23 protein-coding genes are annotated in these 26,450 nt (G+C 61.6%); 4 read left to right on the forward strand and 19 right to left on the reverse strand.

Annotated features, from left to right (window positions below):
* Genes IPI01_08875 through aroB form a run of 5 tightly spaced genes read right to left on the reverse strand, consistent with a single transcriptional unit; the run spans position 1 to position 5,759 of the window.
* Positions 1-708, reverse strand: a complete 708-nt coding sequence (locus IPI01_08875) for an ABC transporter ATP-binding protein (protein ID MBK7257898.1) — start codon at positions 706-708, stop codon at positions 1-3.
* A gap of 15 nt (positions 709-723) precedes the next feature.
* Positions 724-1,914, reverse strand: a complete 1,191-nt coding sequence (aroC, locus tag IPI01_08880; protein MBK7257899.1) for a chorismate synthase — start codon at positions 1,912-1,914, stop codon at positions 724-726.
* Between the two features lie 18 nt (positions 1,915-1,932).
* Positions 1,933-3,198: a 3-phosphoshikimate 1-carboxyvinyltransferase gene (gene aroA / locus IPI01_08885; protein MBK7257900.1), complete on the reverse strand. Its 1,266-nt coding sequence runs from the start codon at positions 3,196-3,198 to the stop codon at positions 1,933-1,935.
* 12 nt (positions 3,199-3,210) lie between these two features.
* A complete protein-coding gene (locus IPI01_08890) occupies positions 3,211-4,677 on the reverse strand; it encodes a type I 3-dehydroquinate dehydratase (protein MBK7257901.1) in 1,467 nt (488 codons plus the stop codon).
* The gene (gene aroB / locus IPI01_08895) at positions 4,674-5,759 is read right to left on the reverse strand and encodes a 3-dehydroquinate synthase (protein MBK7257902.1); all 1,086 of its coding nucleotides are present in this window, start codon (positions 5,757-5,759) and stop codon (positions 4,674-4,676) included. Before aroB ends, IPI01_08890 begins: the two co-directional genes overlap by 4 nt.
* A gap of 97 nt (positions 5,760-5,856) precedes the next feature.
* Between aroB and ubiE the strand changes: the two genes are divergently transcribed.
* Positions 5,857-6,597, forward strand: a complete 741-nt coding sequence (gene ubiE, locus IPI01_08900) for a bifunctional demethylmenaquinone methyltransferase/2-methoxy-6-polyprenyl-1,4-benzoquinol methylase UbiE (protein MBK7257903.1) — start codon at positions 5,857-5,859, stop codon at positions 6,595-6,597.
* Positions 6,594-7,439 (forward strand): ABC transporter substrate-binding protein, encoded by an 846-nt coding sequence (locus IPI01_08905; protein ID MBK7257904.1) that lies wholly within the window; start codon positions 6,594-6,596, stop codon positions 7,437-7,439. The genes ubiE and IPI01_08905 overlap by 4 nt, the downstream gene beginning before the upstream one ends.
* Positions 7,440-7,547: 108 nt before the next feature.
* On the opposite strand, the gene mqnC is transcribed toward IPI01_08905, so the two are convergent.
* The 9 genes from mqnC to argF form a co-directional block, all read right to left on the reverse strand.
* A complete protein-coding gene (gene mqnC / locus IPI01_08910; GenBank protein MBK7257905.1) occupies positions 7,548-8,651 on the reverse strand; it encodes a dehypoxanthine futalosine cyclase in 1,104 nt (367 codons plus the stop codon).
* Between the two features lie 61 nt (positions 8,652-8,712).
* Positions 8,713-10,572, reverse strand: coding sequence for an aminofutalosine synthase MqnE (gene mqnE / locus IPI01_08915; protein ID MBK7257906.1), 1,860 nt, complete (start codon positions 10,570-10,572; stop codon positions 8,713-8,715).
* A gap of 42 nt (positions 10,573-10,614) precedes the next feature.
* Positions 10,615-12,405, reverse strand: a complete 1,791-nt coding sequence (locus IPI01_08920) for a menaquinone biosynthesis decarboxylase (protein ID MBK7257907.1) — start codon at positions 12,403-12,405, stop codon at positions 10,615-10,617.
* Complete coding sequence (locus IPI01_08925) at positions 12,402-12,953, reverse strand: UbiX family flavin prenyltransferase (GenBank protein ID MBK7257908.1); 552 nt, start codon at positions 12,951-12,953, stop codon at positions 12,402-12,404. The genes IPI01_08920 and IPI01_08925 overlap by 4 nt, the downstream gene beginning before the upstream one ends.
* Entirely contained in the window at positions 12,950-13,783 is an 834-nt protein-coding gene (locus IPI01_08930) for a UbiA family prenyltransferase (protein MBK7257909.1), read from the reverse strand. The genes IPI01_08925 and IPI01_08930 overlap by 4 nt, the downstream gene beginning before the upstream one ends.
* A 42-nt stretch (positions 13,784-13,825) precedes the next feature.
* A complete protein-coding gene (guaA, locus tag IPI01_08935) occupies positions 13,826-15,373 on the reverse strand; it encodes a glutamine-hydrolyzing GMP synthase (GenBank protein MBK7257910.1) in 1,548 nt (515 codons plus the stop codon).
* 149 nt (positions 15,374-15,522) lie between these two features.
* Positions 15,523-16,863, reverse strand: coding sequence for a GTPase (locus tag IPI01_08940; GenBank protein ID MBK7257911.1), 1,341 nt, complete (start codon positions 16,861-16,863; stop codon positions 15,523-15,525).
* A 78-nt stretch (positions 16,864-16,941) separates the two neighbouring features.
* Entirely contained in the window at positions 16,942-17,892 is a 951-nt protein-coding gene (arcC, locus tag IPI01_08945; GenBank protein MBK7257912.1) for a carbamate kinase, read from the reverse strand.
* A 1-nt stretch (position 17,893) separates the two neighbouring features.
* Positions 17,894-18,874: an ornithine carbamoyltransferase gene (gene argF / locus IPI01_08950; GenBank protein MBK7257913.1), complete on the reverse strand. Its 981-nt coding sequence runs from the start codon at positions 18,872-18,874 to the stop codon at positions 17,894-17,896.
* A gap of 250 nt (positions 18,875-19,124) precedes the next feature.
* Between argF and gcvP the strand changes: the two genes are divergently transcribed.
* Complete coding sequence (gene gcvP, locus IPI01_08955) at positions 19,125-22,004, forward strand: aminomethyl-transferring glycine dehydrogenase (GenBank protein MBK7257914.1); 2,880 nt, start codon at positions 19,125-19,127, stop codon at positions 22,002-22,004.
* 131 nt (positions 22,005-22,135) lie between these two features.
* On the opposite strand, the gene gcvH is transcribed toward gcvP, so the two are convergent.
* From gcvH to efp, 4 genes are read right to left on the reverse strand one after another with little or no spacing between them, the layout of a single operon-like run.
* The gene (gcvH, locus tag IPI01_08960) at positions 22,136-22,516 is read right to left on the reverse strand and encodes a glycine cleavage system protein GcvH (GenBank protein MBK7257915.1); all 381 of its coding nucleotides are present in this window, start codon (positions 22,514-22,516) and stop codon (positions 22,136-22,138) included.
* A gap of 26 nt (positions 22,517-22,542) precedes the next feature.
* Positions 22,543-23,889, reverse strand: a complete 1,347-nt coding sequence (gene accC, locus IPI01_08965) for an acetyl-CoA carboxylase biotin carboxylase subunit (GenBank protein ID MBK7257916.1) — start codon at positions 23,887-23,889, stop codon at positions 22,543-22,545.
* Between the two features lie 32 nt (positions 23,890-23,921).
* Complete coding sequence (locus IPI01_08970) at positions 23,922-24,419, reverse strand: acetyl-CoA carboxylase biotin carboxyl carrier protein (GenBank protein MBK7257917.1); 498 nt, start codon at positions 24,417-24,419, stop codon at positions 23,922-23,924.
* Positions 24,420-24,441: 22 nt separating this feature from the next.
* Positions 24,442-25,005, reverse strand: a complete 564-nt coding sequence (efp, locus tag IPI01_08975) for an elongation factor P (GenBank protein MBK7257918.1) — start codon at positions 25,003-25,005, stop codon at positions 24,442-24,444.
* A gap of 164 nt (positions 25,006-25,169) precedes the next feature.
* On the opposite strand from efp, the gene IPI01_08980 reads away from it, so the two are divergent.
* Positions 25,170-25,466 (forward strand): DUF4296 domain-containing protein, encoded by a 297-nt coding sequence (locus IPI01_08980; protein ID MBK7257919.1) that lies wholly within the window; start codon positions 25,170-25,172, stop codon positions 25,464-25,466.
* Here the strand turns inward: IPI01_08980 and IPI01_08985 are convergent.
* Entirely contained in the window at positions 25,417-26,436 is a 1,020-nt protein-coding gene (locus IPI01_08985) for a phosphoribosylformylglycinamidine cyclo-ligase (protein ID MBK7257920.1), read from the reverse strand. The two genes, IPI01_08980 and IPI01_08985, sit on opposite strands and share 50 nt — an antisense overlap.
* Between the last annotated feature and the right edge of the window lie 14 nt (positions 26,437-26,450).

Consider the following 26,450-nt stretch of genomic DNA (forward strand, 5'->3'; position numbering starts at 1 on the left):
TCACCGCGTGATCTCCAGGAAGATCTCTTCCAGACGGCCGGACGTATCCGGCGAGGTGTTGAGGACCTCAGTGTAGATGATGCGTCCGCCCTTCACAATGACCAACCGGTCGCACAACTCTTCAACGACACGAAGGAGATGGGTGGACATGAACACCGTGAGCCCTTTCCGGGTGAGATCCTTCAGGGTCGTCCTGACCAGCATGGCACTCCGCGGGTCGAGCCCCAGCAACGGTTCATCGATGATCAGCACCGGCGGTTCATGCACCAGTGCGGCCGCGAGCGCCACACGTTGGCGCATCCCCTGCGAGTACTCTTCCGTGGACCGGTCGAGGAACCCCTCCATTTCAAAGAGTTTGCTGTAGTGTTCGATGCGTGCCACGACCTCCTCAGCGGGGGATTTGTAGAGCCCGCCAATGAAGTAGAGGAACTCCCTCCCCGTCAGCCGGTCATACAGGTGCGGCTGGTCCGGCACATACCCGAAACTCCGCTTCGCTTCCACCGGATGTTCCTGGATATCGAATCCGTTGATGATGCACGCCCCGGAGGTCGGGCGGAACAATCCGGTCATCATCTTGATCGTCGTGGTCTTCCCCGCCCCGTTCGGGCCGAGGAACCCGAAGAATTCCCCCTTGCCGATCTTGAGGGAGATGTCGTCCACAGCAACGAACGAACCGAACTTCTTCACCACGTTGCGGAGTTCTATCACGCCGTTCTATTCCTATTACCTGGTGCGCGCGCGTTTTCCGAGGGGTGCCGACAGTTGCTTGCGCAACAACCGGAGCACGTTGATATCCCGGTCGATCAGTTCCACTGTTTCCCCCTGCGCCTTCTTCCCCTTCGATCCGCGCAGCAGGCGCTGGCGCGTGAGATGATCCATGATCGTGAGTGCGGCCATCGATTCCGCCACCGGCACGACACGCGGACAGATGCACGGATCGTGGCGGCCGTGCACGGTGATGCGCGCCGGCTCTCCATCCACCGTGACGGTATCCTGTTCCTTCCTGATCGAGGACGTCGGCTTGACGGCGATGCGCAGCACGAGCTCCTCGCCGTTGGTGATCCCCCCCGCCGTCCCGCCTGCATTGTTGGTGCGGGTCCGCACCCTCCCCGTCGCCGCTTCCATATACATGGGGTCGTTGTTCTCACTTCCCTTCATGCGCGCGGCCGCAAAACCACTACCAAATTCCACTCCCTTCACCGCGCCGATCGACATCATCGCGTGCGCCAGGTCCGCGTTCAACCGGTCGAAGACCGGGTCCCCGAGTCCGGGCGGCAGCCCGTTCACCCGGATCTCCACGATCCCGCCGAGCGAGTCGCCGTCATCGCGGGCCGCCATCACCGCATCCTCCATCGCCTGCGCGGCAGTGCTGTCGGCGCATCGGAGGGGGTTCTGCTCGATCACCGCCGGATCGAACCGGGAAGCCACGATACCGCCGATCTCCGTCGTGTGGGCTAGGATGCGGATCCCCTGCTCCTGCAGATACTCTTTCGCAAAGGCCCCTGCCGCAACACGGGCCGCGGTCTCGCGTCCGGACGACCGCCCGCCGCCCCGGTAATCCACGATCCCGTACTTCGCCAGATACGTGTATCCCGCATGGCCCGGCCGGAACATGGTCTTGATCTTCTCGTAGGCCGCCGGGCGCTGATCGGTGTTGCGGATGATCATGCACACGGGCATACCGGTGGTCTTCCCCTCGAACACACCGCTCAGCACTTCCACGCGGTCCGGTTCGTTCCGCGGGGTCGTGACCTTGCTCTGTCCGGGCCGCCGACGGTCCAGTTCTTTCTGGATCGCCGCCACGCTGAACTTCAGCCCGGGACGCACGCCATCCATCACCACGCCGAGCGCGGGGCCATGGCTTTCGCCGAATGTCATGATGCGGAGATATCTACCGAAGGTGTTGCCTGCCATGGTCGTGATTCTGCCGGTCTATGAGTGAGAAAGCCTGTCAAGTTCATCCCAGAAGCGGGGATAGGATTTGCGAACGCACATCGGGTCTTCCACCACCACGCCGGGCACACGGAGTCCGATGAGCCCGAACATCATCGCCAGACGATGGTCCTCGTGCGGATCAAGTTGTGCTCCGTGCAGCGGCACCGGGTGGATATCCAGCCCGTCATCCAGGACGGTGATGTTCGCGCCGAGAAGCCGGAGCTGTTCGGCGAGCGTCCCGAGCCGGTCCGATTCCTTATAGCGCAGGTGTGCAACATTCCGGATGCGCGTCGTCCCGTCGGCGAACAGCGCCGCGGCAACGAGCGCGGGGACGGCATCCGGCATCGCATTCATGTCCACCTCGACGCCGTGCAGCGTGCCGCGGCGTTCCATGATCGCCCCACCGTTTTCCCACCGGACGATACACCCCATGTTCACGAGGACGTCCACAAGTCCCGCATCGCTTTGCATGGAATCGGGCGCGAGGTCCGGTACGCGGACCGCTCCGCCGGCGAGTGCGACGGCAGCGAACGGATATGTCGCTCCCGAAGCATCGGCCTCTACTATATAGTCGGCGGGGAAAAAGCGTGCATCCCGTGCGACCACGAAGCCACCTTCGCGCTGCTCCACTGCAACGCCGAATGCCTTCATCACCCGAAGGGTCATGGTCACGTACGGGGCGGATGACAGCACACCGGGCACATCAAGATCCAGTCCGTTCACAAGACCCGGCGCCGCAAGGAGGAGCGATGACACGAACTGCGAACTCTTCTCCCCGCTCACCGAGGTGCGGCCACCCTTGATCGTGCCACCATGCACCGTATACCGCGACACCGGGACCGCGACATCCACCCGCACACCGAGTCCCGCGAGCGCATCGATGAGCGGCGTGATGGGCCTGCCGGCCATGCGCTCCGACCCTTCAAACGTGGTCACGCCTTTCGCGCGCGCAGCGACCGAGATCATGAAGCGGAGCGTTGTGCCGGCATTGCCAACGGGAACAGGGAACTTCGGGGCATAGAGCATCCCGCCGGTGCCGCTGACGCGGACCTCCGGCCCGGCAGCCCTTGCAAGCACCCCCATCTGGTCCAGCCCGTTCAGCATCATCGTGGTGTCGGTGCTGTCCGAGATGTTCCGGATCACCGAATCGCCCTGGGCGAGCGCCGCGCACACGAGTGCACGGTTCGCGATGCTCTTCGAGCCCGGGACGCGCATGGTCCCGTTCACCGTTTGAATGTTCGCTATGGTCCGCGGTGGGGTCATATGCTCTTCAGTTCAGGGATGCTGACGGATCGCGGTCTGGAACATGCGCATCACCACGGCGCCCGTGACGCGCACGCCGGTGAGGATGCGGATCTGGTCGACCGCCTGCCCCGCATACATTTCGCTTCCACCCACGATCACGGCACCTTGCTTCCGGGCCATGGTCAGGAACCGGGTCACGGCCGGATTGTAGATCGCATCGAATGCCAGGCGTACGCACGGCGGGACCGACGTGACCGGTGTGGCGTCCACTGCGGGCCACATGCCCACCGGGGTCGTGTTCACAAGGATCGATGGCCGGGCCGTGGCGATGGCATCCGTACGGCACCAGGCAACATCCAGTTCGCTCGAAAGCGCACGCGCCTTCTCTTCCGATCTGTTCGCGATGGTGACCGTCGCGCCACGCCGCGCACTCTCCACAGCGATCGCACGTGCAGCACCACCGGCACCAAGTATCACCATCCGTTCGCCGCGCACAGGAAGGTGCTTCTCGATGGCATCCAGCGCCGCCCCGGCATCGGTGTTCGCGCCGGTCCAACGCTTCCCCTGCCGCACAACGGTATTCACGGCCCCGATCATCTCGGCGTTTCCCATAAAAGAGGAGCAGTGCCGCGCCATCGCGGACTTGTGCGGCAACGTGACACTGCAGCCCGTCAACCACGGCCCGCACTCCTGGAGGAACCGGTCGAGGTCGCCAACCGGGAACCGCACATACACAGCATTGACCCCCGCCTTCGCATAGAGCGGGTTATGAATGTAGATGCCCTTGCTCTGACGCACCGGATCACCCACGAGTCCGAAGACCTTCGTGCGCGGCGTCCGCTTGTGCGCAAGAAACACCTTCTTCATCACCGCAGCAGTGAGCTGGCCGGGGGCAGAGCCCTCCTTCTCGGTTGCCGATCCAAACGTTGCCCAGCCGCCGAACACACGGTAGAGGATACGGCTCGCCTCGCCCCCTTCGCCCATCGCGATGGCGATGGCGCGCTGACGATCGCGTGCGGCGCGCTGGAGGATCGTGCGCACTCCGGCGATCTGCCAGGCATCGGTGGCGGTATAGGCGAGCTTGATGACATCGGCGCGCACGGCACGCAGGCGCTTGTAGACCTGCAACACTTCCGCGTATCCACCGCTGAAATCATGTTTGGAAACGATCAGCCGGGGCCGAAGCTTCTGCTCGCCGCACCAGGCACGGAACTCCTTCACCGCATCCAATTCACAATCGATGTAGGAGGCCCCGGCGCGGATCGCCGCACCGAGCTTCTCGAACCTGTCCCCTTCGCTGCCCTCGAACCGTCCACCCTCGCGCACAGGGCGGCAGGTGGCGATCACCGGCTTACGGGCCGAACGGATCGCACGGATGAGCGCCGGATCGGGGCAGAGGTCGAGGCGGAACTCGAACATATCCGCGTCGCGGCGGGAGGCCCGGATCTGTCGACGTGCATCTGCGAGGGCCGGGCCGACAATGGGGACGATGATCATGCGAGTACGGACCGGATGAGTGCATCGGGCACGGGCACGTCGATCGCTGAGGCGCCGATGGCTTTCGGGAGGACGAACAGCGGCATGCCATCCTTCCCCTTCTTATCCAGCGCAAGGGACGTATGCACCCGTCGCATATCCAGTTTCCCGGGGATGCGCGTGGGCAGCCCGACCGCTTCGAGGGCCTGCTTGATCTTCATCAGGTGATCGATGCTGAGGAGTCCCATGGTCGCCGCCATCCGCGCCTCGAGCACCATTCCGATCGCCACGGTTTCCCCGTGACGGAGTGAGAACCCGCTCGCGGTCTCGATCGCGTGTCCGAGCGTATGGCCGAGGTTAAGGACCTTCCGCAGGCCCGCCTCCCGCTCATCCTTCTCCACCACGGCTGCTTTCAAGCCGACAGCGGTGGCGATCACGCGTGTAAGGAAGGCCGTCTGCCCGGGGCGGAGTTTCGCGGCATTCCGCGCAAGCAACGAGAAGAACTTCCGGTCCAACGCCGCGGCGATCTTGATGATCTCGGCGAGGCCGTTCCTGAACTCCCGGGGTGGGAGCGTTTTCAACACCAGAGGGTCGATCACGACAAGCGACGGCTGATGGAATGCGCCGATCAGGTTCTTGCCAAGGTGATGGTCGATACCGACCTTTCCGCCGACACTGCTGTCCACCTGCGCGAGGAGGCTTGTCGGGACCTGGACGAACTCCACGCCACGGAGCACGCTCGCGGAGGCAAAACCTGCGAGGTCGCCCACCACGCCACCGCCCAGGGCGATCACCACACTCCCCCGGCGGATGCGGTTCTCGAGCAACGCTGTGAGAACAGCGTAATAGACGTCAATGGATTTCGACTCTTCACCCGGTGGAACATCGATGAGAACGGGGTCGAACCCCGCAACCACGAGTCCGCGTGTCACCGTGCGGCCGTACAGCCGGTTCACATTTGAATCGGTAACGACGAAAATGCTCCTCCCCTTCCACCGGGAAGCAATGAGGGAGGGAAGCTGTGCGAGTGCTCCGGGGGAGATCAGGACCTCGTACGAGCGGTCCTTCCCTTCCCGTAGCCGGACGGGTATAGTACGTTTCATACAAGTAGAGTACGGAATGTGAGGCAAAAACGCAAAGGAAGAAGGACGTCGGAAGGAGGAAGCCTCACCATTGGATGTAAGCGGGAGTTTTTGTATCATGAGGGTGAATTCCAGAACATGTATCCCTTATTCCCTCTTCCTTCTTCCTGTGTCGAACTCTGAAGTCCGTACCCTGTTCAACGGCATTGCCGCTCGCTACGACCTGCTCAACCACCTGTTGAGCGGGGGCATCGACCTGTACTGGCGCAAGAAAGCGATCGCTGCGGTGCGCGACATCCGGCCGAAACGCATCCTCGACGTCGCAACGGGCACGGCGGACCTCGCGCTTGCCGCCATGAAGCTCGGGCCCGACACGATCGTAGGGGTGGACATCTCGGAGAACATGCTCGCGATCGGGAGGGAAAAGATCGAGCAGAAGGGGCTGACGGGGACCATCACCCTGCAGGCCGGTGAGGCGGAGAAGATCGCTTTCCCGGACGGAAGTTTCGACGCTTCGATCGTCGCATTCGGAGCCCGGAATTTCGAGAACCTGGAGCAGGGCCTCCGGGAGATGGGGCGTGTACTGAGGGCCGGTGGCCGGATCATGGTCCTGGAATTCTCGCGCCCTTCATCGTTCCCGTTCAAGCAATTGTATTTCTTCTATTTCCGGCGGATCCTCCCGTTGATCGGGAGATTCATATCGAAGGACCCGGGTGCATACACGTACCTGCCCGACACGGTGATGCGGTTTCCCGAAGGAGAGGACTTCCTCGGCATCCTGCGCACCGCCGGATTCAAGAACGTGCGCCAGGAGCGGCTCACGTTCGGCATCGCAACGATCTATACAGGAGACACATGACGACCACCGGAGACCGCGTCATCCGCGTCGGGCACAGCCCGGACCCTGACGATGCATTCATGTTCTACGGCCTGGCCAGCGGCAAGGTGAAGCTGGACGGCATTCAGATCGAGCACATGCTCGAGGACATTCAGTCGCTGAACGTGCGCGCGATGAAAGCGGAGTTGGAAGTGACCGCCATCTCGGCGCATGCCTTCCCCGCCGTTGCACAGCACTACTGGGTGATGCGGACCGGCGCGAGCATGGGCGAGGGCTACGGCCCCGTGATCGTTTCGAAGAAGTACCGCTCGCTTGACGAGCTCAAGGGGAAACTGGTCGGCACACCGGGGCCGCTCACGACGGCCACGCTGCTGTTCCGGACATTCACCGACGGCATCCGTCACGTGGACATGCCGTTCGACAAGATCATGGATGCTGTGGACAGCGGCGAGGTCGATGCCGGCCTGCTCATCCATGAAGGCCAGATCACGTACGCATCGCTCGGCTACAACAAGATCCTGGACTTCGGTGAGTTCTGGGAGAAGGAAAGCAACGGGTTGCCGTTGCCGCTCGGGCTGGACGTGGTGCGCAAGGACCTCGGCATGGACCTCGCGGTGAAGCTCTCACGCGGGTTGAAGGAGAGCATCGCTTACGGCTACAAGCATCAGGAAGAAGCGATCCCGTACGCGATGCAGTGGGGGCGTGGCATCAACTATGAGCTCGGCGAGAAGTTCGTAAAGATGTACGTGAGCGATCTGACGATCGACATGGGCGAGAATGGGTTGGCGGGGCTGAAGCTGCTGTTCGAAAAAGCAGCGGCGCGAGGGGTGGTAACGGGCGTTCCGACGATCGAACTAGTGTAAGCGCGACCAGCCTGGTCGCGCACTTCATCGGAAAGGCAAAGCAGGGCGGCCAGCATGGCCGCCCTGCTTTCGTTTCTCGCGGCCAGATAGGCCGCACTGCCCTGGCAATTACGCCGCACTCGCCGGCTTGTAGATGCTCAGGATGTCGTAGGTGGTGTTCCGCTGCGCGGCCACGAACCCGGCATCGTGGATCATCTGGATGCACTCTTCGGTGTTCGTGGTATTCACGAAGTTCGCCGCCGCGTGGACGTTCTCTTCCTGCAGCGTCCCTCCAAAATCATCCGCACCGAAGTGCAGCGCGATCTGGCCCACCTTCTTCCCTTCCGAGAACCATGACGCCTGGATGTGCGGCACGTTGTCCAGGTAGATGCGCGACAGCGCGAGCATCTGCAGGTACCGCGTCGGCGTCGCGTAGTGCGGGATGATCTTCTCCAGCGGCGTGTTGCCCGGTTTGAAGCTCCACGGGACGAACGCCGTGAACCCGTGATATTCATCCTGCAGCGCGCGCACGACCTCGAGATGTTCGATGATATCCTCGTCCTGCTCCAGATGGCCGTACATCATCGTGGCAGTGCTCTTGAAGCCCAGCGTGTGCGCCTCACGCATCACGTCCAGCCAGTCCTGGCTGGAACCCTTCCGGCTGCTGATCTTCTTCTTCACGCGGTCCGACAGGATCTCCGCCCCGCCGCCGGGGATCGTCCGCAGCCCCGCATCCCAGAGCTGCTTCAGCACCTCCGGCACGCTCAGCCCTGACACGGCCGCCATCCCGAGCACTTCCGAGGTGGAATAGAAGTGCGGATGGACCTGCGGTACTTCCTTGACCGTGCGGCGCACAAGCTCCAGGTAGTAGTCGAGGGGCAGTGCGGGATTCACGCCGCCCTGCAGCAGCACGGTCGTCACCCCTTTTGCGGCCGACTCCTTGAACTTCGCCACCATGTGATCGACGGAGTGCGTGTACACGCCTTCGTCGCCGGGGTGGCGATAGAACGCACAGAAGATGCAGTCGATGGTGCAGACGTTCGTGTAATTGGGATTGGTATCGACCACGAACGTCACGTGTGGGTCCGGATTGATGCGGAACCGCACCTCATTGGCAACGTCGGCGAGATCAAGCAATTCGCCATGCCTGAGCACAACTAGCCCCTCGTCACGCGAGATCCGCTTGCCTGCCCGCACCTTTGCATAGATATCCTGCAGCGTCACGCTTTCCATTGACAATCCTCGGCCTTCACTCTTCATTCCTCGGTCGCCCATCCTCAATTGCTTTTCATCGTTAGCTCTTCACCCTGCTCTGCTCTTCTTCTTCCACCAGGGCCGCGAACTTCGCAATGGCTTCCCGCTCCCGTTCGCCGAGCGAGTAATTGAATCCGTCCAGGTACTCCGCGGTCTCCGCGTCCGATAGTCCGATCCGGCGTCCAAGCACGCCACCGGCAACGGCATAGTTCTCTGCGCTCTTCTCGCGTGAAGCGACAAGCGCTTCGGTGAGGCGCGCCCGGTCCTCCTGACTCATGCTCTTCTTCACGGCCCACACGGCGAAGACGAACGGCAGCTTCTGCCACTCGTACCACTCGCGAGCCAGATCGTACACCAGATCGAAGCCGGGGAGCCCGTTCTTGTTCGCCTGCAGCGCCTCGTCGCCGATCAACAACACGGCGTCAAAACCGGTGAGGTCATTCACCCCGCCATGGAGCCGCTCGAACCGTGCCGAGACACCATAGCGCTTTTGGAGGAGCACACGCAGGAGCTGCACCGAGGTTGCGGTATCGTCGATGATGCCGATCCGTTTCCCGTCGAGGTCCCGCCACCCTTCTTTCGAGAACAGCATCACGCTCTTCACCTGGTCGCGCGAGGCGAGGCCATACCCGAGCAGGTCCAGCCGATCGGCCTGGTGGACGTAGTTCATCACGGAGAATAATCCCGCGTCGATCATTCCCTGCTCGCTCAGCATCCCCATGCGCCGGGGACGGACGGGCAGGATCTTATACTCCGGCACATCCAGATACGCGTGATAGGCGATCGAGTTGAGATACGGGATCTTACCGATCACGTGGTCCGCGTGGATCCGGATCGGATTATAGTACACGTCCCGCTCCACCGGGATCTTCCCGGCATCGCGGATGATGCGAATGAGCTGGTCCTTCTTCATGGCCATCGGACTGATGGCCCCGGCATCGTGGGCGATCTTCTCGCCGCCCACGGTCCCGTCCATGTCATCCGCGCCGAAGTTCAGCGCGACACTCGCCACTTCTTCGGTGAGCATCACCCAGTACGCCTTGATGTGCGGGAAGTTGTCCAGCATCAGGCGCGAGATCGCGATCGTCTTCAGATCATCGATCGCCGATGTGTATCGGTTCGACGGCTTGATGCCCGTGTTCCCGGGCTGGAAGGCCAGTGGAATGAAGGTCAGGAATCCGCCGGTCTCGTCCTGCGTCTCCCGCAGCCGCATCATGTGCTCCAGCCGTTCCTCGAGCGTTTCGATGTGCCCGTAGAGCATCGTGCTGTTCGTCGGAATGCCGAGCCGGTGCGCGGCCTTGTGGACGTCCAACCACCCCTTCGCGCCGATCTTCTGATGGAAGAGCTGCTTGCGGACGCGCTCGGAGAACACCTCAGCACCGCCGCCGGGCATGGTGCGCACGCCGGCCTCTTTCAACTCGCGGAGGACCTGCTCGATGGACATCTTGAACTTCTTGTGGAAGAAGTCGATCTCCACGGCCGTGAATGCCTTGACATCGGCATCGGGGAGATGGCGATGAATGGTCTGGACGATGTCCAGGTACCGTTCCCAGGGCCAGTCGGCGGGCATGCCACCCGTGATATGCACTTCCTTGATCTCGGGCGTGAGCCGCGCGAGGATATCCTGCGACGTCATCTCGTACGCGCCGGGTGCGCCCTTCTTCACCGCGAAGTCGCAGAACTTGCACGACAGCACACAGACGTTCGTGTGCTCGATCTTCTGGTTCAGCACGAAGTACACGGCGTCACCGCTCCACCGGCGTTGCACGGTATGCGCCATGCGCCCGACGCCGATGATGTCCTGCGTCCGGTACAACACCAGGCCGTCGTCCAGCGTCAGCCGCTCACCACGCTCGACCTTCGTCCAGATCGGAGCAAGGGTCTTGTCACGAAATTGCATACTCTCCACTGCTTTCAATTAAGAATTCTGAGTTCTTCATTCTTAGTTCTTAATTATCCGCCCCCACTTGCCATCCACGGCCTTCACCACCGCTTCCGGCATCGTCAGCGCCGCGGGGTATCCCGTCTTCCAGGTCGCGTCGATCCCCATTACACCCTTATAAACAGGGCTGATGCCGATGAGTTCCTGATGGGTGAACAGAATATCCCGTTCGCAGTCAAACCGCGTAAAAACGCCCCAGATGTAGTTCTCTTTGTCGTCCAGATCCACGTCCTCACTCACAGCAGCGATGACGGCAACGCCTGTCAGCGCGGGGTGGCGGACGAGCTGTTCGATGACCGGCTTCCCCTCTCCCCGGACCTTCACCAGGAGCATGGTCTCATGCACGAACCGGAGGTCCACGATGCGGCGGTCCACTTCGCGGAGGGCCCTGACGGTTTCAACGGAAGGAAGCCTCGTCGCGCGGGGTTCTGCAGGCTGCGGACGCTGCTTCCGCGTCGCATCAAGCACCATCTTGCTTCCGAGATTCATGGTGAAGCTTGTGAAGTCGAGCGTGTCCAGCGGGACCTTCGGGATCAGCAGGAAGTCGCGGTGCGGATCGAACTGGTCGCGCACTTCGCGCATCACTTCATCGAAGTTGCGCACGTTCACACCTTCGCTGACAAGCACGATGCATTTGGTCAATGAGAGCTGCGACATCCCCATCAACCCGAGCGCGGTCTTCATCGCTTCTTTGGCGTAGCGCTGGTCCACGGACACCACGAGCAGGTTATGGAACCCGGCCTCGTAGTACGCCCAGAGATCGCGGATCTCCGAATGGATCAAGCGCGCCAGCGGCCCGAGCACGAGCTGTGTGGCATCGCCGAGGAACTTGTCTTCCATCGGCGGGATCCCCACGACCGTGGCCGGGTAGATCGGGTTGCGCTTCCGCGTCACCGCGCTCAGATGAAAGACCGGGAACTCCGCGGCGTGCGAATAATGCCCGAAGTGATCGCCGAACGGACCTTCCATCCTGCGCTCGCCGGGACGGACGATCCCTTCAAGAATGAACTCTGCATGCGCGGGGACATCGATCCCGATGCTGGAGCCGCGCGTGAACTCGGTGCGTTTCCCGCGGAGGAAACCGGCGAACATGGCCTCGTCGATATTCTCCGGCAATGCGGCGATGGTCGCCATCAGCAGTGCGGGATCGGTCCCGATCGCGACCGCCAGTTCGAGGGGCTTGCCCAGTTTCTCTGCCTGGGTGTAGTGGAAGCCGCCGCCCTTCTGGATCTGCCAGTGCATCCCGGTCGTCGCGTCATCGAAGACCTGCATGCGATACATACCCATGTTGCGTTTGCCGGTACGAGGATCGTACGTGACGATCTGCGGCAGCGTGATGAACCTGCCGCCATCCTCAGGCCAGCAGGTGAGAACAGGCAATTGCCCGAGGGCTGGTTTCTCGACGACCTGCTGTGCCTGGCCGGTGGCGACACGTTTCACGGGGGCCGACAGGAATCGCCGGGCAAGGGACCGGTGCTTCATCACAGCGGAAGGTTTCGGCGGCAGTGCGTCGCCAAGGAAGGCGATCAGTTCCTGTCCGAGCTGCTCGGGATGCTTCTGGAGCGCAAGCTCACACCGCAGGTCGCTCGCCATCGCATTCACCAGCACGGGATAGGGCGACCCTTTGACGTGTTCGAAGAGCATCGCCGGGCGGCGCTCTTTGATCGCGCGCCGTGCGATCTCGGTGATCTCCAGATACGGGTCGACCTCTTCCTGCACGCGCAGGAGTTCACCCACGCTCTCCAGATAGAGAGCGAAGTCGCCGGCGGTCTTGAACTCGGATGCCTTCACGTGAACTCCTCCTCGCGCCAGCCGGGCGAGGTCCGCACGCCGATCTGTCCGAGGAGCTTGTCGGTGAATCCGCCAACGTACGCATCCACGGTGTCCGGCACGAAATACAACGGCGGCGAGATCGGCATGATCGTCGCACCATAACCGGACAACCGTGCGCACTGTTCCAGTGTGAGGGTCGACAGCGGTGTCTCCCGCACGCAGATGATCAGGGGGATGCGTTCCTTCAGGCACACCTGCGCCGTGCGGGTGATGAGCGTATCGCCCAGCCCCGAAGCGATCTTCCCGATGGTGGAGGTGGATGCCGGAAGGATCACATACGCATCGAAGCGGTTGGAGCCCGATGCCGTAGGCGCCGTGAGGTCTTCATCGGAGAACGTGCGCTTCACGAATGGCGCAAGGTCCTTCTCGCTCATCTTCAGTTCGTCCTTCAGCAGGACCTTTCCCCACTTGCTGACGATGAGGTACTTGTTGTCCGGGCACTTCTTGAGGAAATCCAGGGCGTAGACCGCACCGGAGGAGCCGGTGATACCGACGACGACCTTCATACGAGCACTCCCACGAGGACCATGGCCAGGACCGCGAAGCCGGCGACGGCATTGATCTTGAAGAAGGCGAGTTCCACATCCTCCGCCTTCTTCTGTTCAGTGTACAACAGGACGCCCGTAACGAGCAGGAGCGGGAAAGCCCATTTGGACAGCTCCGCCTGCACGAAGAGCGCACTCAGCACGACAAACGCCGCAGCATGGAGGTAGCCGGAATAGCGCAGTGCGCGTTCTTTGCCGAAGCGCGAGGGGAACGAAAAAAGCGATGCCTTCTTGTCGAACTCCTCATCCAGCGTCGCGTAAATGACATCGAATCCTGCGACCCAGAGCATGGTGAAGAGCGACAGCAGCGCCGGCGAGAGGATAGTGTCGAACGACGGCGAGACCGCAAACCATCCACCCAACGGTCCCATGGCGAGGCCGAGCCCCACGCCGAAGTGTGCCAACGGTGTGAAGCGCTTCATGGTCGGGTACACGATGAAGACCATGAGCGGGATCGGCGACATCACGAAACAGAAGAATGACAGGGCGTAGGCAGACCCGAAGTAGAGCGCCAGGCCTGCGACGAGAACGCCCAGGGCCTCCACAAGCGACATGCGGCCGCTGGGCAGATCGCGCGAGGCGGTACGCGGGTTGCGCGCATCGATCTGCCGGTCGATGATCCTGTTCAGCGCGAACGCGACCGTGCGGGCGCCGGTAGCAGCCACGAGAACGAGGAGGACCGGATTCCAGCCGGGGAACGCACCGCGCGAGGCAAGGAACACCCCTGCATAGACAAGGGGAAGGGAGAACAGCGTATGTTCAATTTTGACGAACGAGAAGTACTTTTTCACTGCGGAACCCGGAAAGGATCGGAACGACGGAGCGGAATGCGGCTACTCCCATTCAATAGTGGACGGCGGCTTGGAGCTGATATCATACACGACACGATTGATCCCCCGGACCTCATTGGTGATGCGCGAGCTGATGGATGCAAGGACATCATGCGGGATGCGCGACCAGTCGGCCGTCATCCCGTCCACGCTGCTCACCGCACGCACCGCAACAGCATTCTCATATGTCCGTCCGTCACCCATCACCCCGACCGACTTCACGGGGAGAAGGACGACGAACCCCTGCCAGATCTCACGATACAGTCCGGCCTTCTTCACCTCTTCCACGAAGATCGCGTCGGCGCGGCGCAACAGGTCCAGCCGCTCCTTCGTGATGGAACCCAGGATGCGGACGGCAAGTCCCGGCCCGGGGAACGGATGACGCCAGATCAGATCGGCAGGGATGCCAAGTTCCAGTCCGACGGCACGGACCTCATCCTTGAACAGCTCGCGGAACGGCTCGATGAGCTTCAGCTTCATCCGCTTCGGCAGCCCGCCCACATTGTGGTGCGTCTTGATCGTCACCGATGGGCCGCGGAAGGACGTGGACTCGATCACGTCGGGGTACAGCGTCCCCTGCGCGAGGAAGTCGGCCCCTTTGATCCGTTTCGATTTCTTCTCGAAGACCTCGATGAACGCCTTCCCGATGATCTTGCGTTTCCGCTCGGGGTCGGTCACGCCTTTCAGCTTCGTCAGGAACAGCTTCGTCGCATCGACATAGTCCAGCTTCATCGCAAAGGTATCGCGGAACGTCCGGACAACGTCCTCCGATTCATCCATCCGCATCAACCCGTTGTTGATGTGGATGCAGTGCAGCTGGTCGCCGATCGCTTTGTGGAGCAGGACCGCCGCAACAGAGGAATCCACGCCACCCGAGAGCGCGCAGATCACTTTCCCCGTGCCGACCTTCTGGCGGATATCCTCGATCGAGCGCTGGATGAACGACGACGCACTCCATCCACCTGTGCAACCACAGATACGATAGAGGAAGTTCCGCAGCACGTCTTTCCCGCGGGGGGTATGCACCACTTCGGGATGGAACTGCACACCGTAGATGCGTTTCGCAGGATTGCGGATGGCGCAGATCGGAGCATTGGCGGTGTGGCCGATCGCTTCGAAGCCCGGAGGCATGCGCGTAAGATGGTCGCCGTGGCTCATCCAGACCGTCAGTCCGGCATCCCCTTCGATATCGGCGAACAGATCGGAACGGTCATCGATGGTCAGTGCCGCCTGGCCATATTCCCGGCGTGCGGCACGATCCACCTCCCCGCCCAACTGGTGGCCGATCAGCTGCAGGCCGAAGCAGATACCCAGCACCGGGATCCCGAGGTTGAAGATCTCAGGAGAGGAGATCGGCGCACCCTTTTCGTAAGCGCTGTAGGGGCTACCGGAGAGGATGATCCCCTTCGGGTTCAGCTCCCGGATCCGGTCGATGGTCAGGTTGAAGGCGTGGAGTTCAGAATAGACGCCGAGTTCCCGCACCCTGCGCGCAATGAGCTGGGAATACTGGGAACCGTAGTCCAGGATGAGAATACGTTCGGGGTGGGTCATGCGGTAATATAAGGAAAACGGCGGTACGGCACAATTGACAATGGGGCGATCGACAAGCGGCAATTCCATGCGGATTTGACTCCCTGAACAATCAGCAGGCAGCCGGGACCATTTCCCGCCTGCCTGCCGTGTTCCTTCGAATCCCGCCGTTACCTGCCCCGTTTCCGCCCCGCCTTTTTCACGATCGGCTTCAGCAGTTCGGGGATATCCGGACGTGTGGTCTCCTGAAGCGAATAGGTGACCCGGGTGCAGGGCTTTTCGATGGTGATGACGCGCCGGAGGTCGATAGGCGTGCCGATGACCACCGCATCGCACGGCGTCTGGCGGATCGTTGCCTCCAGGTCCTTCATCTGGGCGGTCCCGTACCCCATTGCCGGGAGGAGCATCCCGGTCTTCGGATACTTCTTGAAGGTCGCCGCGATGGACCGCACAGCATACGGGCGCGGATCGATGAGCTCCGCCGCCCCGAACGACTTCGCCGCGATCACCCCGGCACCGTACTGCATCTCGCCGTGCGTGAGCGTCGGACCATCCTCGATGACAAGGACCCTCTTCCCCTTGATCACCGACGGATCGTCCACGGCGATCGGGGATGCGGCCTCGACGATCACCGCATGAGCGTTCATCTCGCGCACGTTCTTCAGGACGGTCTCGATCCCCTCACGCGTGGCGGAATCGACCTTGTTCACCACGATCACATCGGCGAGTCGCACGTTCGTGGCACCGGGGTAATACGACCGTTCATGGCCGGGCCGGTGGGGATCCACGACCGTGATGGTCAGATCGGGTTTGTAGAACGATGTATCGTTATTCCCGCCATCCCACACGATCACATCGGCTTCCTTTTCCGCCTGATGCAGGATCGCTTCATAGTCCACGCCGGCGTAGATGATCGTCCCCTCGACGATGTGCGGTTCATATTCCTCCATCTCCTCCACCGTGCACTTGTGCCGGCGCAGGTCTTCGATCGACGCATAGCGCTGGACCTTCTGTTTCACGAGGTCGCCGTACGGCATCGGGTGACGGATGGCGACGACGCGTTTCCCCTGGCTCCGCAGGAACTGACACACGCGGCGCGATGTCTGGCTCTTGCCCGAGCCGGTCCGCACGGCGACGACAGCGACCACAGGAACCTTTGAAGCGATCATGGTCTGTTCCGCGCCGAGCATGCTAAACGTTGCGCCGCAGGCCATGACCAGCGATGCCTTCTCCATGATGTACTGGAACGACACATCGGAGTAGGAGAACACTACTTCGTCGACGCGGAGCTTTGAGATCAGCTTCGGGAGATCTGCTTCGTCGTAGATGGGGATGCCGCGGGGGTAGAGTTTGCCGGCAAGTGCGGCGGGGTATTTCCTGCCGTCGATGTTCGGGATCTGGGTCGCGGTGAATGCCACCACGACGGTGCTGCGGTCCTTACGATAGACGGTATTGAAGTTGTGGAAGTCCCGTCCGGCCGCGCCCATGATCAACACGCGTTTCTGCTGCATACGATCCTCTCTCAGATAAACCACTGTTCGATGCACTCGGTCCGTTGCACACATGATCCGCTGAGGCTGGCAGCGGAGCTACGTGTCGGGGTCGGGCAGGACGCGGGTCCCTCCGTTGCCATCGATCGCATCGATGAGGTGCTCATAGTTGGTGATGATGGCTTCGCCGCGCTGGCGCGTTGCATACACCATCATCGCTCTGATCTTGGGACCCATACTCCCGGCAGGGAACTGTCCGGCAGCCAGATGTGCCTGGCACTCCGCGACGGTGAGCGTATCGACGGTCCGCTGGGTCGGCTTTCTGTAGTCCAGGCACACCTTCGCCACGTCGGTGCAGATGACGAACATATCGGCGCCGAGCTGGGCCGCAAGGATCGCCGATGTATGGTCCTTGTCGATCACCGCCTCGACGCCTTTGGAGAGGTCGTGATCGTTGAACACCGGGATCCCCCCGCCTCCGCCCGCGAGGACCACGAGGCCGCGGTCGACGCACGCACGGATGGCCTCGAGTTCGATGATCTCCTTAGGTTCCGGGGAGGAAACGACCCTGCGATACCCGCGGGCGGCATCATCCACGATCACCCAGTTGAACAGGTCGCGGTAGCGCTCGGCCTGGTCCTTCGTATAGAAGGGCCCGATGGGTTTGGTGGGATTCTGAAAGGCGGGGTCGTTGGCGTCGACGAGGACCTGGGTGATGAGCGAGACGACGGGCACATGGAGGCCCTCCTGTTGCATGGCCTGCCACATCGCATATTGCAGTACGTAACCGATCTCCCCCTGCGTCGCCGCCACACAGCAATCGAGCGGAAGGCGATAGGCATGGGCGGCAGCCAATTCGGTCCGGGTGAGCATGGCACCCACCTGCGGGCCGTTGCCGTGGGTCAGGACGACACGGTGGCCGGACTTGATGAGCCGGATCACCGCGTTCGCCGTCTCCACGGCATTCTCAAATTGTTCCTGCGCTGTCCCCTTTTGGCCCGCCCGGATGAGAGCGTTCCCTCCCACAGCAACCAGGATCAGCTTACCCATATCACTCCCGGAGCAGTTCGAGCATGATGGCCTTCTGCGCGTGCAGGCGATTCTCCGCTTCCTGGAACACGACGGACTGCGGAGAGTCGATGATCTCATCCGTGACCTCTTCGCCACGGTGTGCAGGCAGGCAGTGCATGAACAGCGCCCTCTCATGGGCGTGCGAGAAGAGCGCGGCGTTCACCTGATACGATGCAAAGATCCTGCGGCGCTCCACCGCCTCGGCCTCCTGGCCCATGCTGGTCCACGTGTCGGTATAGATCACGTCCGCCTCGCGTGCTGCTTCCACCGGATCGGCGGTCCAGAGGATCTTCGCACCGGTCTCTTCCGCGATCGCACAGGAGCGGTCCATGATGGACTGCACGGGCTTGTACCCTTCCGGCGTGCCGACGACCATCGTGGTGCCGAGCTTCGCGGCGATGAGCATCAGCGAATGCGTCACGTTGTTCCCGTCGCCGATATAGGTGATCTTGAGCTTCTTCAGGTTCTTCTTGTGTTCGAGCACGGTGAAGATATCCGCCATCGCCTGGCACGGGTGTTCGAGGTCGGTGAGCCCGTTGATGACCGGGATGCAGGCATGATCGGCCAGCGAGGTGCAGATATCATGGCCGAAGGTGCGGATCATGATGCCATCCACCATGCGCTCCAGGTTCTTGGCGACATCATAGAAGGATTCGCGCTTGCCAAGATTGATGTCGGCCGGGGTGAGCAGGATCGAGTCCCCGCCGAGCTGTTTGATGCCCACGGTGAACGTGGTGCGCGTGCGCAGCGACGGCTTCTCGAAGATCAGCGCCATCATCTTCCCGTCGAGGGAGTGGCGGTACTTCTTCGGCCGTGCCTTGATGTCCGCGGTGAGCTCAAGGATGCGCTTGATCTCGGCCGTGGAGAGGTCATCCACGGACAGATAGTCCCGTCCGCGCAGCCCCTTTTTTCCGGAAGTTGCCTTCGCGCCCTTTGCTTTGCTTTTCTTTGTGTTCTTCATCAGTCGTGGACTCCTGCTAGTGGAAGGTGCACCAAATTTGTCAAAAAGTGTGCCCGATGGCGGTTGGGGTTTAAATCATTTAAACACCACATTCTATGATATGCAATGCGCTTTTTCTCAGGAATGGGAATGCCTCTCCCATCGCAGCAAGTTTGAAATTCAGGACCCTTCTCCGTATCTTGAGCCACATGAACAGGCTCACCGTGTCACACGCCGAACTTCTTCCCACAATCGTACACCATCGCACGCTATGTCCATCACACTGACACCCGACGCAGCCTTCGGGCAGCGTCATTGCGGGCCGGGCCCCGACGATCGCGCCGTCATGCTGAGCACCCTCGGCGCACGCACTCTCGATGAATTCATCGCGTCTGTCATCCCTGCATCGCTCCGCTCTCCGGAGCCGTTGCATTGCGGCACCCCCCTCTCCGAGGCGGAGATGCTGGAGCAGGCTGCGCGCTACGCAGCCATGAACGCCCGTTTCCGCAGCTTCATCGGGATGGGTTACGCCGCGACCGTCACGCCGCCGGTGATCCTGAGGAACATCCTCGAGGATCCGGGGTGGTACACCGCCTACACGCCGTACCAGGCAGAGATCGCCCAGGGACGGCTTGAAGCTCTCCTGAATTTCCAGACCATGGTGATCGACCTCACCGCCATGGAGATCGCCAATGCGTCGTTGCTGGATGAAGCCACGGCGGCGGCAGAGGCGATGGGCATGTTCTACGCTATGAAGGGGCACCCCGAAGGCGGCGAGTTCGTCGTCTCGTCGGATTGCCACCCCCAGACCATTGCCTTGCTCCATACCCGCGCAAAGCCGCTGGGTATCACCGTGACCGCCGCGGATACCCGGTCGCTCGAGTTCACGCCCCGGATGTTCGGCCTCCTGCTCCAGTACCCTGCATCGGACGGTGCGGTCGTGGACAACACTGCCCTTGTTGCCCGCGCCCATGCAGCGGGGGTCCAGGTGGCGGTCGCCGCCGACCTGCTGTCCCTCGCCCTCCTCACCCCTCCCGGTGAGTTCGGCGCCGACGCCGTGGTAGGCTCGGCACAGCGCTTCGGCGTGCCGATGGGCTACGGCGGTCCCCATGCCGGATTCCTCGCCACGAAGGACGCCTTCAAGCGCCATATGCCCGGCCGTATCATCGGCGTGTCGGTGGATGCCCATGGCAACCCCGCGCTCCGCATGGCCCTGCAGACGCGCGAGCAACATATCCGCCGTGAGAAGGCCACATCCAATATCTGCACCGCCCAGGTCCTTCTGGCGGTCATGGCCGGGATGTACGCGGTCTATCATGGCCCCGAAGGGATCCGCCGTATCGCGACACGCATCCACGAGCGGACCTCCGTGCTGGCCGGCGCACTGCGCGAGGCCGGGCACGAGATCGTGCACAGCGCATACTTCGACACGCTGCGCATCCGTCTGCATCGGGTGAAGCCCGAGGCCATCCGCAAATACTCGGCATCCCTCGGCTACAATTTCCGGTACTTCGAGGACGGGTCGGTTGGCATCACGCTCGACGAGCAGACGACGGCCGCCGAACTGGCGGACATCCTGACGGTCTTTTCGGGTGGTGCCCGCGGAGCGAAGGAGATCGCCGCGGTGGCCGCGCGCCTTGCACCCGGCTACAGCGGACCCATGGCACGCACGTCCACGTATCTGAAGCATCCGGTCTTCACCACGCATCACTCCGAGACCGAGATGCTGCGGTACATGCACATGCTTGAGTCGCGCGACCTCTCGCTCAATGTGAGCATGATCCCGCTCGGCTCCTGCACGATGAAGCTGAACGCGACAGCGGAGATGATCCCGATCACCTGGCCGCAGTTCGCATCGCTGCATCCTTTTGCCCCGGTGGAACAGGCGGCCGGCTATCATGCGATGTTCAAGGACCTTGCCGGATGGCTCTCCGATATCACCGGCTTCGCCGCAACATCGCTGCAGCCGAACGCCGGCGCCCAGGGTGAATACGCCGGACTTCTCGTCATCCGCGCCTGGCACGAAGCACAGGGGAACACCGGACGCACCGTGTGCCTCATCCCTTCGTCCGCGCATGGCACGAACCCCGCCTCCGCAGTGATGGCGGGTATGGAGGTCGTGATCGTCCGGTGCGATGAGCGGGGCAACATCGATGTCGCCGACCTCAAGGCAAAGGCGGCCGAGCATCGCGACCGCCTGGCGGCGTTGATGGTCACCTACCCGTCCACGCACGGTGTGTTCGAAGCTTCGATCAAGGAGATCTGTGCGGATATTCATGCGAGCGGCGGCCAGGTGTACATGGACGGTGCCAACATGAATGCGCAGGTCGGACTGACGCGCCCGGCGGAACTGGGTGCGGATGTGTGCCACATCAATCTGCACAAGACCTTCAGCATCCCGCACGGCGGCGGCGGCCCGGGCATGGGGCCGATCGCGGTGGCGAAGCATCTTGCACCGTTCCTCCCGGGGCACCCGGTCGTGCCGACGGGCGGCGCACAGGCCATCGGCCCGGTTTCCGCGGCGCCGTATGGCAGCGCAAATGTGCTGCTCATCTCCTGGGCATATATCGCGATGATGGGTTCGGAAGGGCTGGCGGATGCGACGAAGATGGCGATCCTGAACGCGAACTACATGGCGAAGAAACTCGAGGGCCACTACCCGGTGTTGTACACCGGCATCAATGGCCGCGTGGCGCACGAATTCATCATCGATCTGCGTGCGTTCAAGGGATCGGCCGGCGTCGAGGCGGAGGATGTCGCGAAGCGGCTGATGGACTACGGCTTCCATGCGCCCACGGTGTCGTTCCCGGTTGCGGGCACACTGATGATCGAGCCGACGGAAAGCGAACCGAAGGAAGAACTGGACCGCTTCTGTGACACGCTCATCAGGATCCGTGAAGAGATCCGCGAGATCGAGACGGGGAAAGCGGACAGGGCCCAGAACGTGTTGAAGAACGCGCCGCACACAGCTGCCGCGGTGATCGCCGACGATTGGACAATGCCCTACTCGCGTGAGAAGGCGGCATTCCCTGCTCCCTGGAGCCGTGCACGGAAATTCTGGCCCGCGGTGGGCCGGGTGAACAATCCGTACGGGGACAGGAATCTGGTGTGCACGTGTCCACCGATCGAAGCCTATGAAGGAAAAGGATAGCGAAGAGAAGAACAGGACGCTCGCAGATACCGAAAAAGCCCCCGGATACCGGGGGCTTTTTGCATGTCGCACAGTGCACTCTCAGGATGCGGGGGGACGAGCGTGGCTCCCTCCCTCTTCCTTGAGACGGTTTACTTTCCGATGAGCGCTTTATAGCCTGCCGCGTCCATCAGGCCCTTCAGTTCGTCCGGGTTGGTAAGGGTGATCTTCACCATCCAGCCTGCGCCGTAGGGCTCTTTGTTGACCAGCTCGGGGGTTGCGTTCAGCGCGGCGTTCACTTCCGTGATGGTACCGGAGACCGGGGCATAGAGATCGGAAACGGCCTTCACCGCTTCGATCGTGCCGAACGATTCGCCCTGCTTCACCACCTTGCCCGCCGCGGGTAGTTCCACGAACACCACGTCGCCGAGCTCACCCTGCGCATGGTCCGTGATGCCGACCGTGCCCACCGTTCCGTCGACGGTGATCCATTCGTGTTCTTTGGTGTACTTGAGGTCCTGAGGAAGATTCATGGCATGCTCCGTCGATCTGTGAGAGATCAGGTTTCCGGGACGAACTGGAACGTCTCGAGGAAACTCGTATCGAAGTTCCCCGAAACGAACCGCTCATCCTGCATCACCTGACGCTGGAACGGGATCGTGGTCTTGATCCCTTCGATCGTGAACTCATCCAGCGCCGACTTCATCTTGGCGATGGCACCGTCGCGTGTCTGCGCGAAGACGACGAGTTTCGCGATCAATGAATCATAATACGGCGGCACATGATACCCGGTATAGCTGTGGGTATCCACACGCACGCCAAAACCGCCCGGCATATGGAAGTCCGTGATCAACCCGGGGTTCGGCCGGAAGTTGTTCGCGGGATCCTCCGCATTGATACGGCACTCGATCGCATGGCCGCGGGCCACGATCTTCGTGCGCGGGAGACGTTCGCCCGCCGCCACCTGCAGCTGGAGCTTCACCAGATCGTGGCCGGTCACCTGCTCGGTCACGGGGTGCTCGACCTGAATGCGGGTGTTCATCTCCATGAAATAGAAGTTCTTATTCTTGTCGACGAGGAACTCGATCGTGCCCGCGTTCTCATAGCCGACCGCCTTGCATGCCTTGATCGCGGCCTCACCCATCCGCTTGCGCAGGGGCTCATCCACGAAGGGCGACGGGGATTCTTCGATGAGTTTCTGATGCCGGCGCTGAACGGAGCAATCGCGCTCACCGAAGTGCATCGCATTGCCGAATTTGTCGCCGAACACCTGGATCTCGATGTGGCGCGGCTGTTCGACGAACTTCTCGATGTACACGGCAGGGTTCGCGAAGCCTTGTTCGGCCTCGTGGGACGCGGTCTTGAAGGCGTTCTCGAGTTCGGATTCTTCGCGGACGATGCGCATACCGCGTCCGCCGCCACCGGCGACCGCCTTGATGATGACGGGATACCCGATCTCTTTGGCGATATCGACGGCTTCGCCGGCGCTCTTGACCACGCCGTCGCTGCCGGGGATGACCGGCACGCCGGCCTTCTTCATCGTGTCCTTGGCGAAGGCCTTGTCGCCCATCGCGCTGATCATCTCCGCGCTGGGTCCGATGAACTTGATGCCCGTCGACGCACAGATCTCGGCGAACGATGCGTTCTCGGCGAGGAATCCGTAGCCGGGATGGATCGCATCGACGTTCGTGATCTCGGCCGCGGCGATGATGCGGGGGATCTTGAGATAGCTTTCCTTGCCGGGGGGCGGACCGATACAGACGGCCTCATCCGCGAACCGGACATGGAGAGAATCCCTGTCGGCCTGGGAATAGACCGCAACGGTCTTGATCCCGAACTGCTTGCAGACTCGGATGACGCGGAGCGCGATCTCTCCGCGATTTGCTATGAGGACTTTTTTGAACACGCGGACGCTTCCGGGGTTCGGGCGAGGGGTGGCTACTTTTCGACTTCGAACAGGACCTGATCGTACTCGACAGGCTGACCGTTCTCAACGAGGATCTTGACGACCTTACCGGTCACGTCAGCTTCGATCTCGTTCATGAGCTTCATGGCTTCAATGATGCACAGGACGGCGCCGGGTTCGACGGTCGACCCGATCTGAACGAACGGTGACGCATCGGGTGCAGGGGACCGGTAGAAGGTCCCGACGATAGGCGATTTGATCTGATGAATATTGGATGCGGCGGCTGGCGCGGCCACAGGGGCAGAGGGTGCGGGTGCTGCCGCAACGGGTGCGGCGGCAGGGGCGTACGGGGCCGGCGCAAAGCGCGGGGCTTCCGCCATCCACTGGGCCGGAGCGGCCATCTGGATCGTCCCACCCCGTTCCGGATGCTTCGCCACGCGGATCTTCTTCCCTTCTTCCTCGATCTCGATCTCGTCGACATCGCTTTCGGAAAGCAGTTTCACCAGCTTCTTAATGAGAGTCAGGTCCATTGGGTCTCCACTGAAGGTGGCGTTAGTTCTTCACACGCTCGATGTAACCGCCGGTACGAGTGTCGATCTTGATGACTTCGCCTTCACTAATAAAGAGGGGAACATTCACCATCGCGCCCGTCTCCACCCTGGCAGGCTTCGTGCCCGCGTTGGCACTGTCGCCCTTGACCCCCGGAACAGTCTCCGTAACCGCCAATTCCACTGTGATCGGGAGCTCGATCCCGGTGATATCCGTGCCATTGAAGAGAATATCAACGGATTCGCCGTCTTTCAGGAAGACCGCTCCGTCCCCGACCTGCTCTCCCTGAACGGTCAGCTGCTCGTAGTTCTCTTTATCCATGAACACATACCCGCTCCCATCCCTGTACAGGAACTGGAATTCCTTGCGTTCAATGCGGATGATCTCGATGGCCTCCCCGGCCCGGAAGCGGTTTTCGATCACCTTGCCGCTCTTGAGATTCTTGAGCTTGGTGCGTACGAAGGCCCGCCAGTTACCCGGGTTCACATGCTGGAACTCGACAACAGTCCATAATTCATTGTTGTATTTAATGACCAAACCGGGTCGGAAGTCAGAGGTAGAGGGCATAGAGAAAGATTAATGGATTTTAACGGTGGCGTTTGATGGAACGTAAATATACCGACATCCCCCATCAAAGTCAAGGAAGAGTCCACCCACCCATTGACTTCCTCGCAACAATGACGTATTCTGAGAGCAATATGCGTACATTTTGCCCAATTTTGATAACATTCATGCTCGTTTCGTGCAATTCTGCAACGCCACCCGAGGGAGCGTTGACCGAGCAGCAATTCCTGACCGTCTACTGCGATCTTCTGGAAGCATCCCTGAGGTCGCGCAATACGCAGGCCGACTCCTCCACCAGTGCTCAGAATGCCGCTACAGCGCTCGAAAAAGCCGGTGTCACACGTGAAGCATTCGATCTCACCCGGAGGTGGTACGACGCACACCCCGACGAGTGGAAGTCCTTCATGGAAAAGGTCAGCGTCGAACTCGAACAACGGGAGATGAAGCCGCCACCTCACCCATGACCAGGGGCTTCTCGCCCCGCTTCTGCAACGACCGCATCACTTTGCCCGCTTCACCCTTCGCCACGATCAGGATCAGCCCGATCCCGAGATTGAATGTCTTCCGCATATCCTCTTCCGGGACATCCCCCAATCGCTGGATGAGCCCGTAGATCGCCGGCCGTTTCCAGGCCTCCCAGTCGATATTGAGCGTAAGGCCCTTCGGGACCACGCGCATGGTATTGCCCACAATGCCGCCGCCGGTGATGTGCGACATCCCCCGGAGCGCCGGCTTGCCGAGCAGCGGCTTCACCGCGCTCAGGTACGACCGGTGAACGGCGAGCAGGGCTTTGCCAAGGGTCGTTCCAAGGTCCGGGATCCGTTCTTCCACGCTGTACTGCTTGAGGAGGACCGCCCGGGCGAGCGAGTAGCCGTTCGTATGGAGCCCTGTCGAGGGAAGGCCGATCAGCACATCCCCTTTCCTGATCTTCCGCCCGTCCACGATCTTCGGCTTGTCGACCACACCCACGATCATACCTGCCAGGTCGAAGTCTTCATCCGCATACATCCCGGGCATTTCCGCGGTCTCCCCGCCCACCAGCGCACAGCCGTTCTCACGGCAGGCTTTCGCGAACCCGCTGATGACATCGGCGGCCGACCTCACATCCAGCCGGCCCGTGGCATAGTAGTCCAGGAAATACAGCGGCACCGCTCCGCACACCAGGATGTCGTTCACGCAATGATTCACGAGGTCCTGCCCGACGGTATCGTACTTCTTCGCCATCCGTGCGACCAGGAGTTTTGTGCCGACGCCATCGACACTGGAGACAAGCACCGGCGACTTGTATCCCGGGAACCGGGCGTCAAAGAACGAACCGAATGCGCCGATGTCGGCCAGCACACGCGGTGTGAACGTTGAGCGGACATCCTTCTTGATGCGATGGACAAATGCGTCCCCGGCCGCAATGCTGACGCCGGCCTGTGCATAGGTGATCGCCACGAGAGCTC

Source organism: Ignavibacteriota bacterium (assembly GCA_016707525.1).
GTDB lineage: Bacteria > Bacteroidota > Ignavibacteria > UBA10030 > UBA6906 > JAGDMK01.

What these genes read in the sequence shown, in the direction of transcription:
- aroC (MBK7257899.1), bottom strand. Translation starts at nt 1,914, where the DNA reads ATGGCAGGCAACACCTTCGGTAGATATCTCCGCATCATGACATTCGGC.
- aroA (MBK7257900.1), bottom strand. Translation starts at nt 3,198, where the DNA reads ATGACCCCACCGCGGACCATAGCGAACATTCAAACGGTGAACGGGACC.
- IPI01_08890 (MBK7257901.1), bottom strand. Translation starts at nt 4,677, where the DNA reads ATGATCATCGTCCCCATTGTCGGCCCGGCCCTCGCAGATGCACGTCGA.
- aroB (MBK7257902.1), bottom strand. Translation starts at nt 5,759, where the DNA reads ATGAAACGTACTATACCCGTCCGGCTACGGGAAGGGAAGGACCGCTCG.
- ubiE (MBK7257903.1), top strand. Translation starts at nt 5,857, where the DNA reads ATGAGGGTGAATTCCAGAACATGTATCCCTTATTCCCTCTTCCTTCTT.
- IPI01_08905 (MBK7257904.1), top strand. Translation starts at nt 6,594, where the DNA reads ATGACGACCACCGGAGACCGCGTCATCCGCGTCGGGCACAGCCCGGAC.
- mqnC (MBK7257905.1), bottom strand. Translation starts at nt 8,651, where the DNA reads ATGGAAAGCGTGACGCTGCAGGATATCTATGCAAAGGTGCGGGCAGGC.
- mqnE (MBK7257906.1), bottom strand. Translation starts at nt 10,572, where the DNA reads ATGCAATTTCGTGACAAGACCCTTGCTCCGATCTGGACGAAGGTCGAG.
- IPI01_08925 (MBK7257908.1), bottom strand. Translation starts at nt 12,953, where the DNA reads ATGAAGGTCGTCGTCGGTATCACCGGCTCCTCCGGTGCGGTCTACGCC.
- guaA (MBK7257910.1), bottom strand. Translation starts at nt 15,373, where the DNA reads ATGACCCACCCCGAACGTATTCTCATCCTGGACTACGGTTCCCAGTAT.
- IPI01_08940 (MBK7257911.1), bottom strand. Translation starts at nt 16,863, where the DNA reads ATGCAGCAGAAACGCGTGTTGATCATGGGCGCGGCCGGACGGGACTTC.
- arcC (MBK7257912.1), bottom strand. Translation starts at nt 17,892, where the DNA reads ATGGGTAAGCTGATCCTGGTTGCTGTGGGAGGGAACGCTCTCATCCGG.
- argF (MBK7257913.1), bottom strand. Translation starts at nt 18,874, where the DNA reads ATGAAGAACACAAAGAAAAGCAAAGCAAAGGGCGCGAAGGCAACTTCC.
- gcvP (MBK7257914.1), top strand. Translation starts at nt 19,125, where the DNA reads ATGTCCATCACACTGACACCCGACGCAGCCTTCGGGCAGCGTCATTGC.
- gcvH (MBK7257915.1), bottom strand. Translation starts at nt 22,516, where the DNA reads ATGAATCTTCCTCAGGACCTCAAGTACACCAAAGAACACGAATGGATC.
- IPI01_08970 (MBK7257917.1), bottom strand. Translation starts at nt 24,419, where the DNA reads ATGGACCTGACTCTCATTAAGAAGCTGGTGAAACTGCTTTCCGAAAGC.
- efp (MBK7257918.1), bottom strand. Translation starts at nt 25,005, where the DNA reads ATGCCCTCTACCTCTGACTTCCGACCCGGTTTGGTCATTAAATACAAC.
- IPI01_08980 (MBK7257919.1), top strand. Translation starts at nt 25,170, where the DNA reads ATGCTCGTTTCGTGCAATTCTGCAACGCCACCCGAGGGAGCGTTGACC.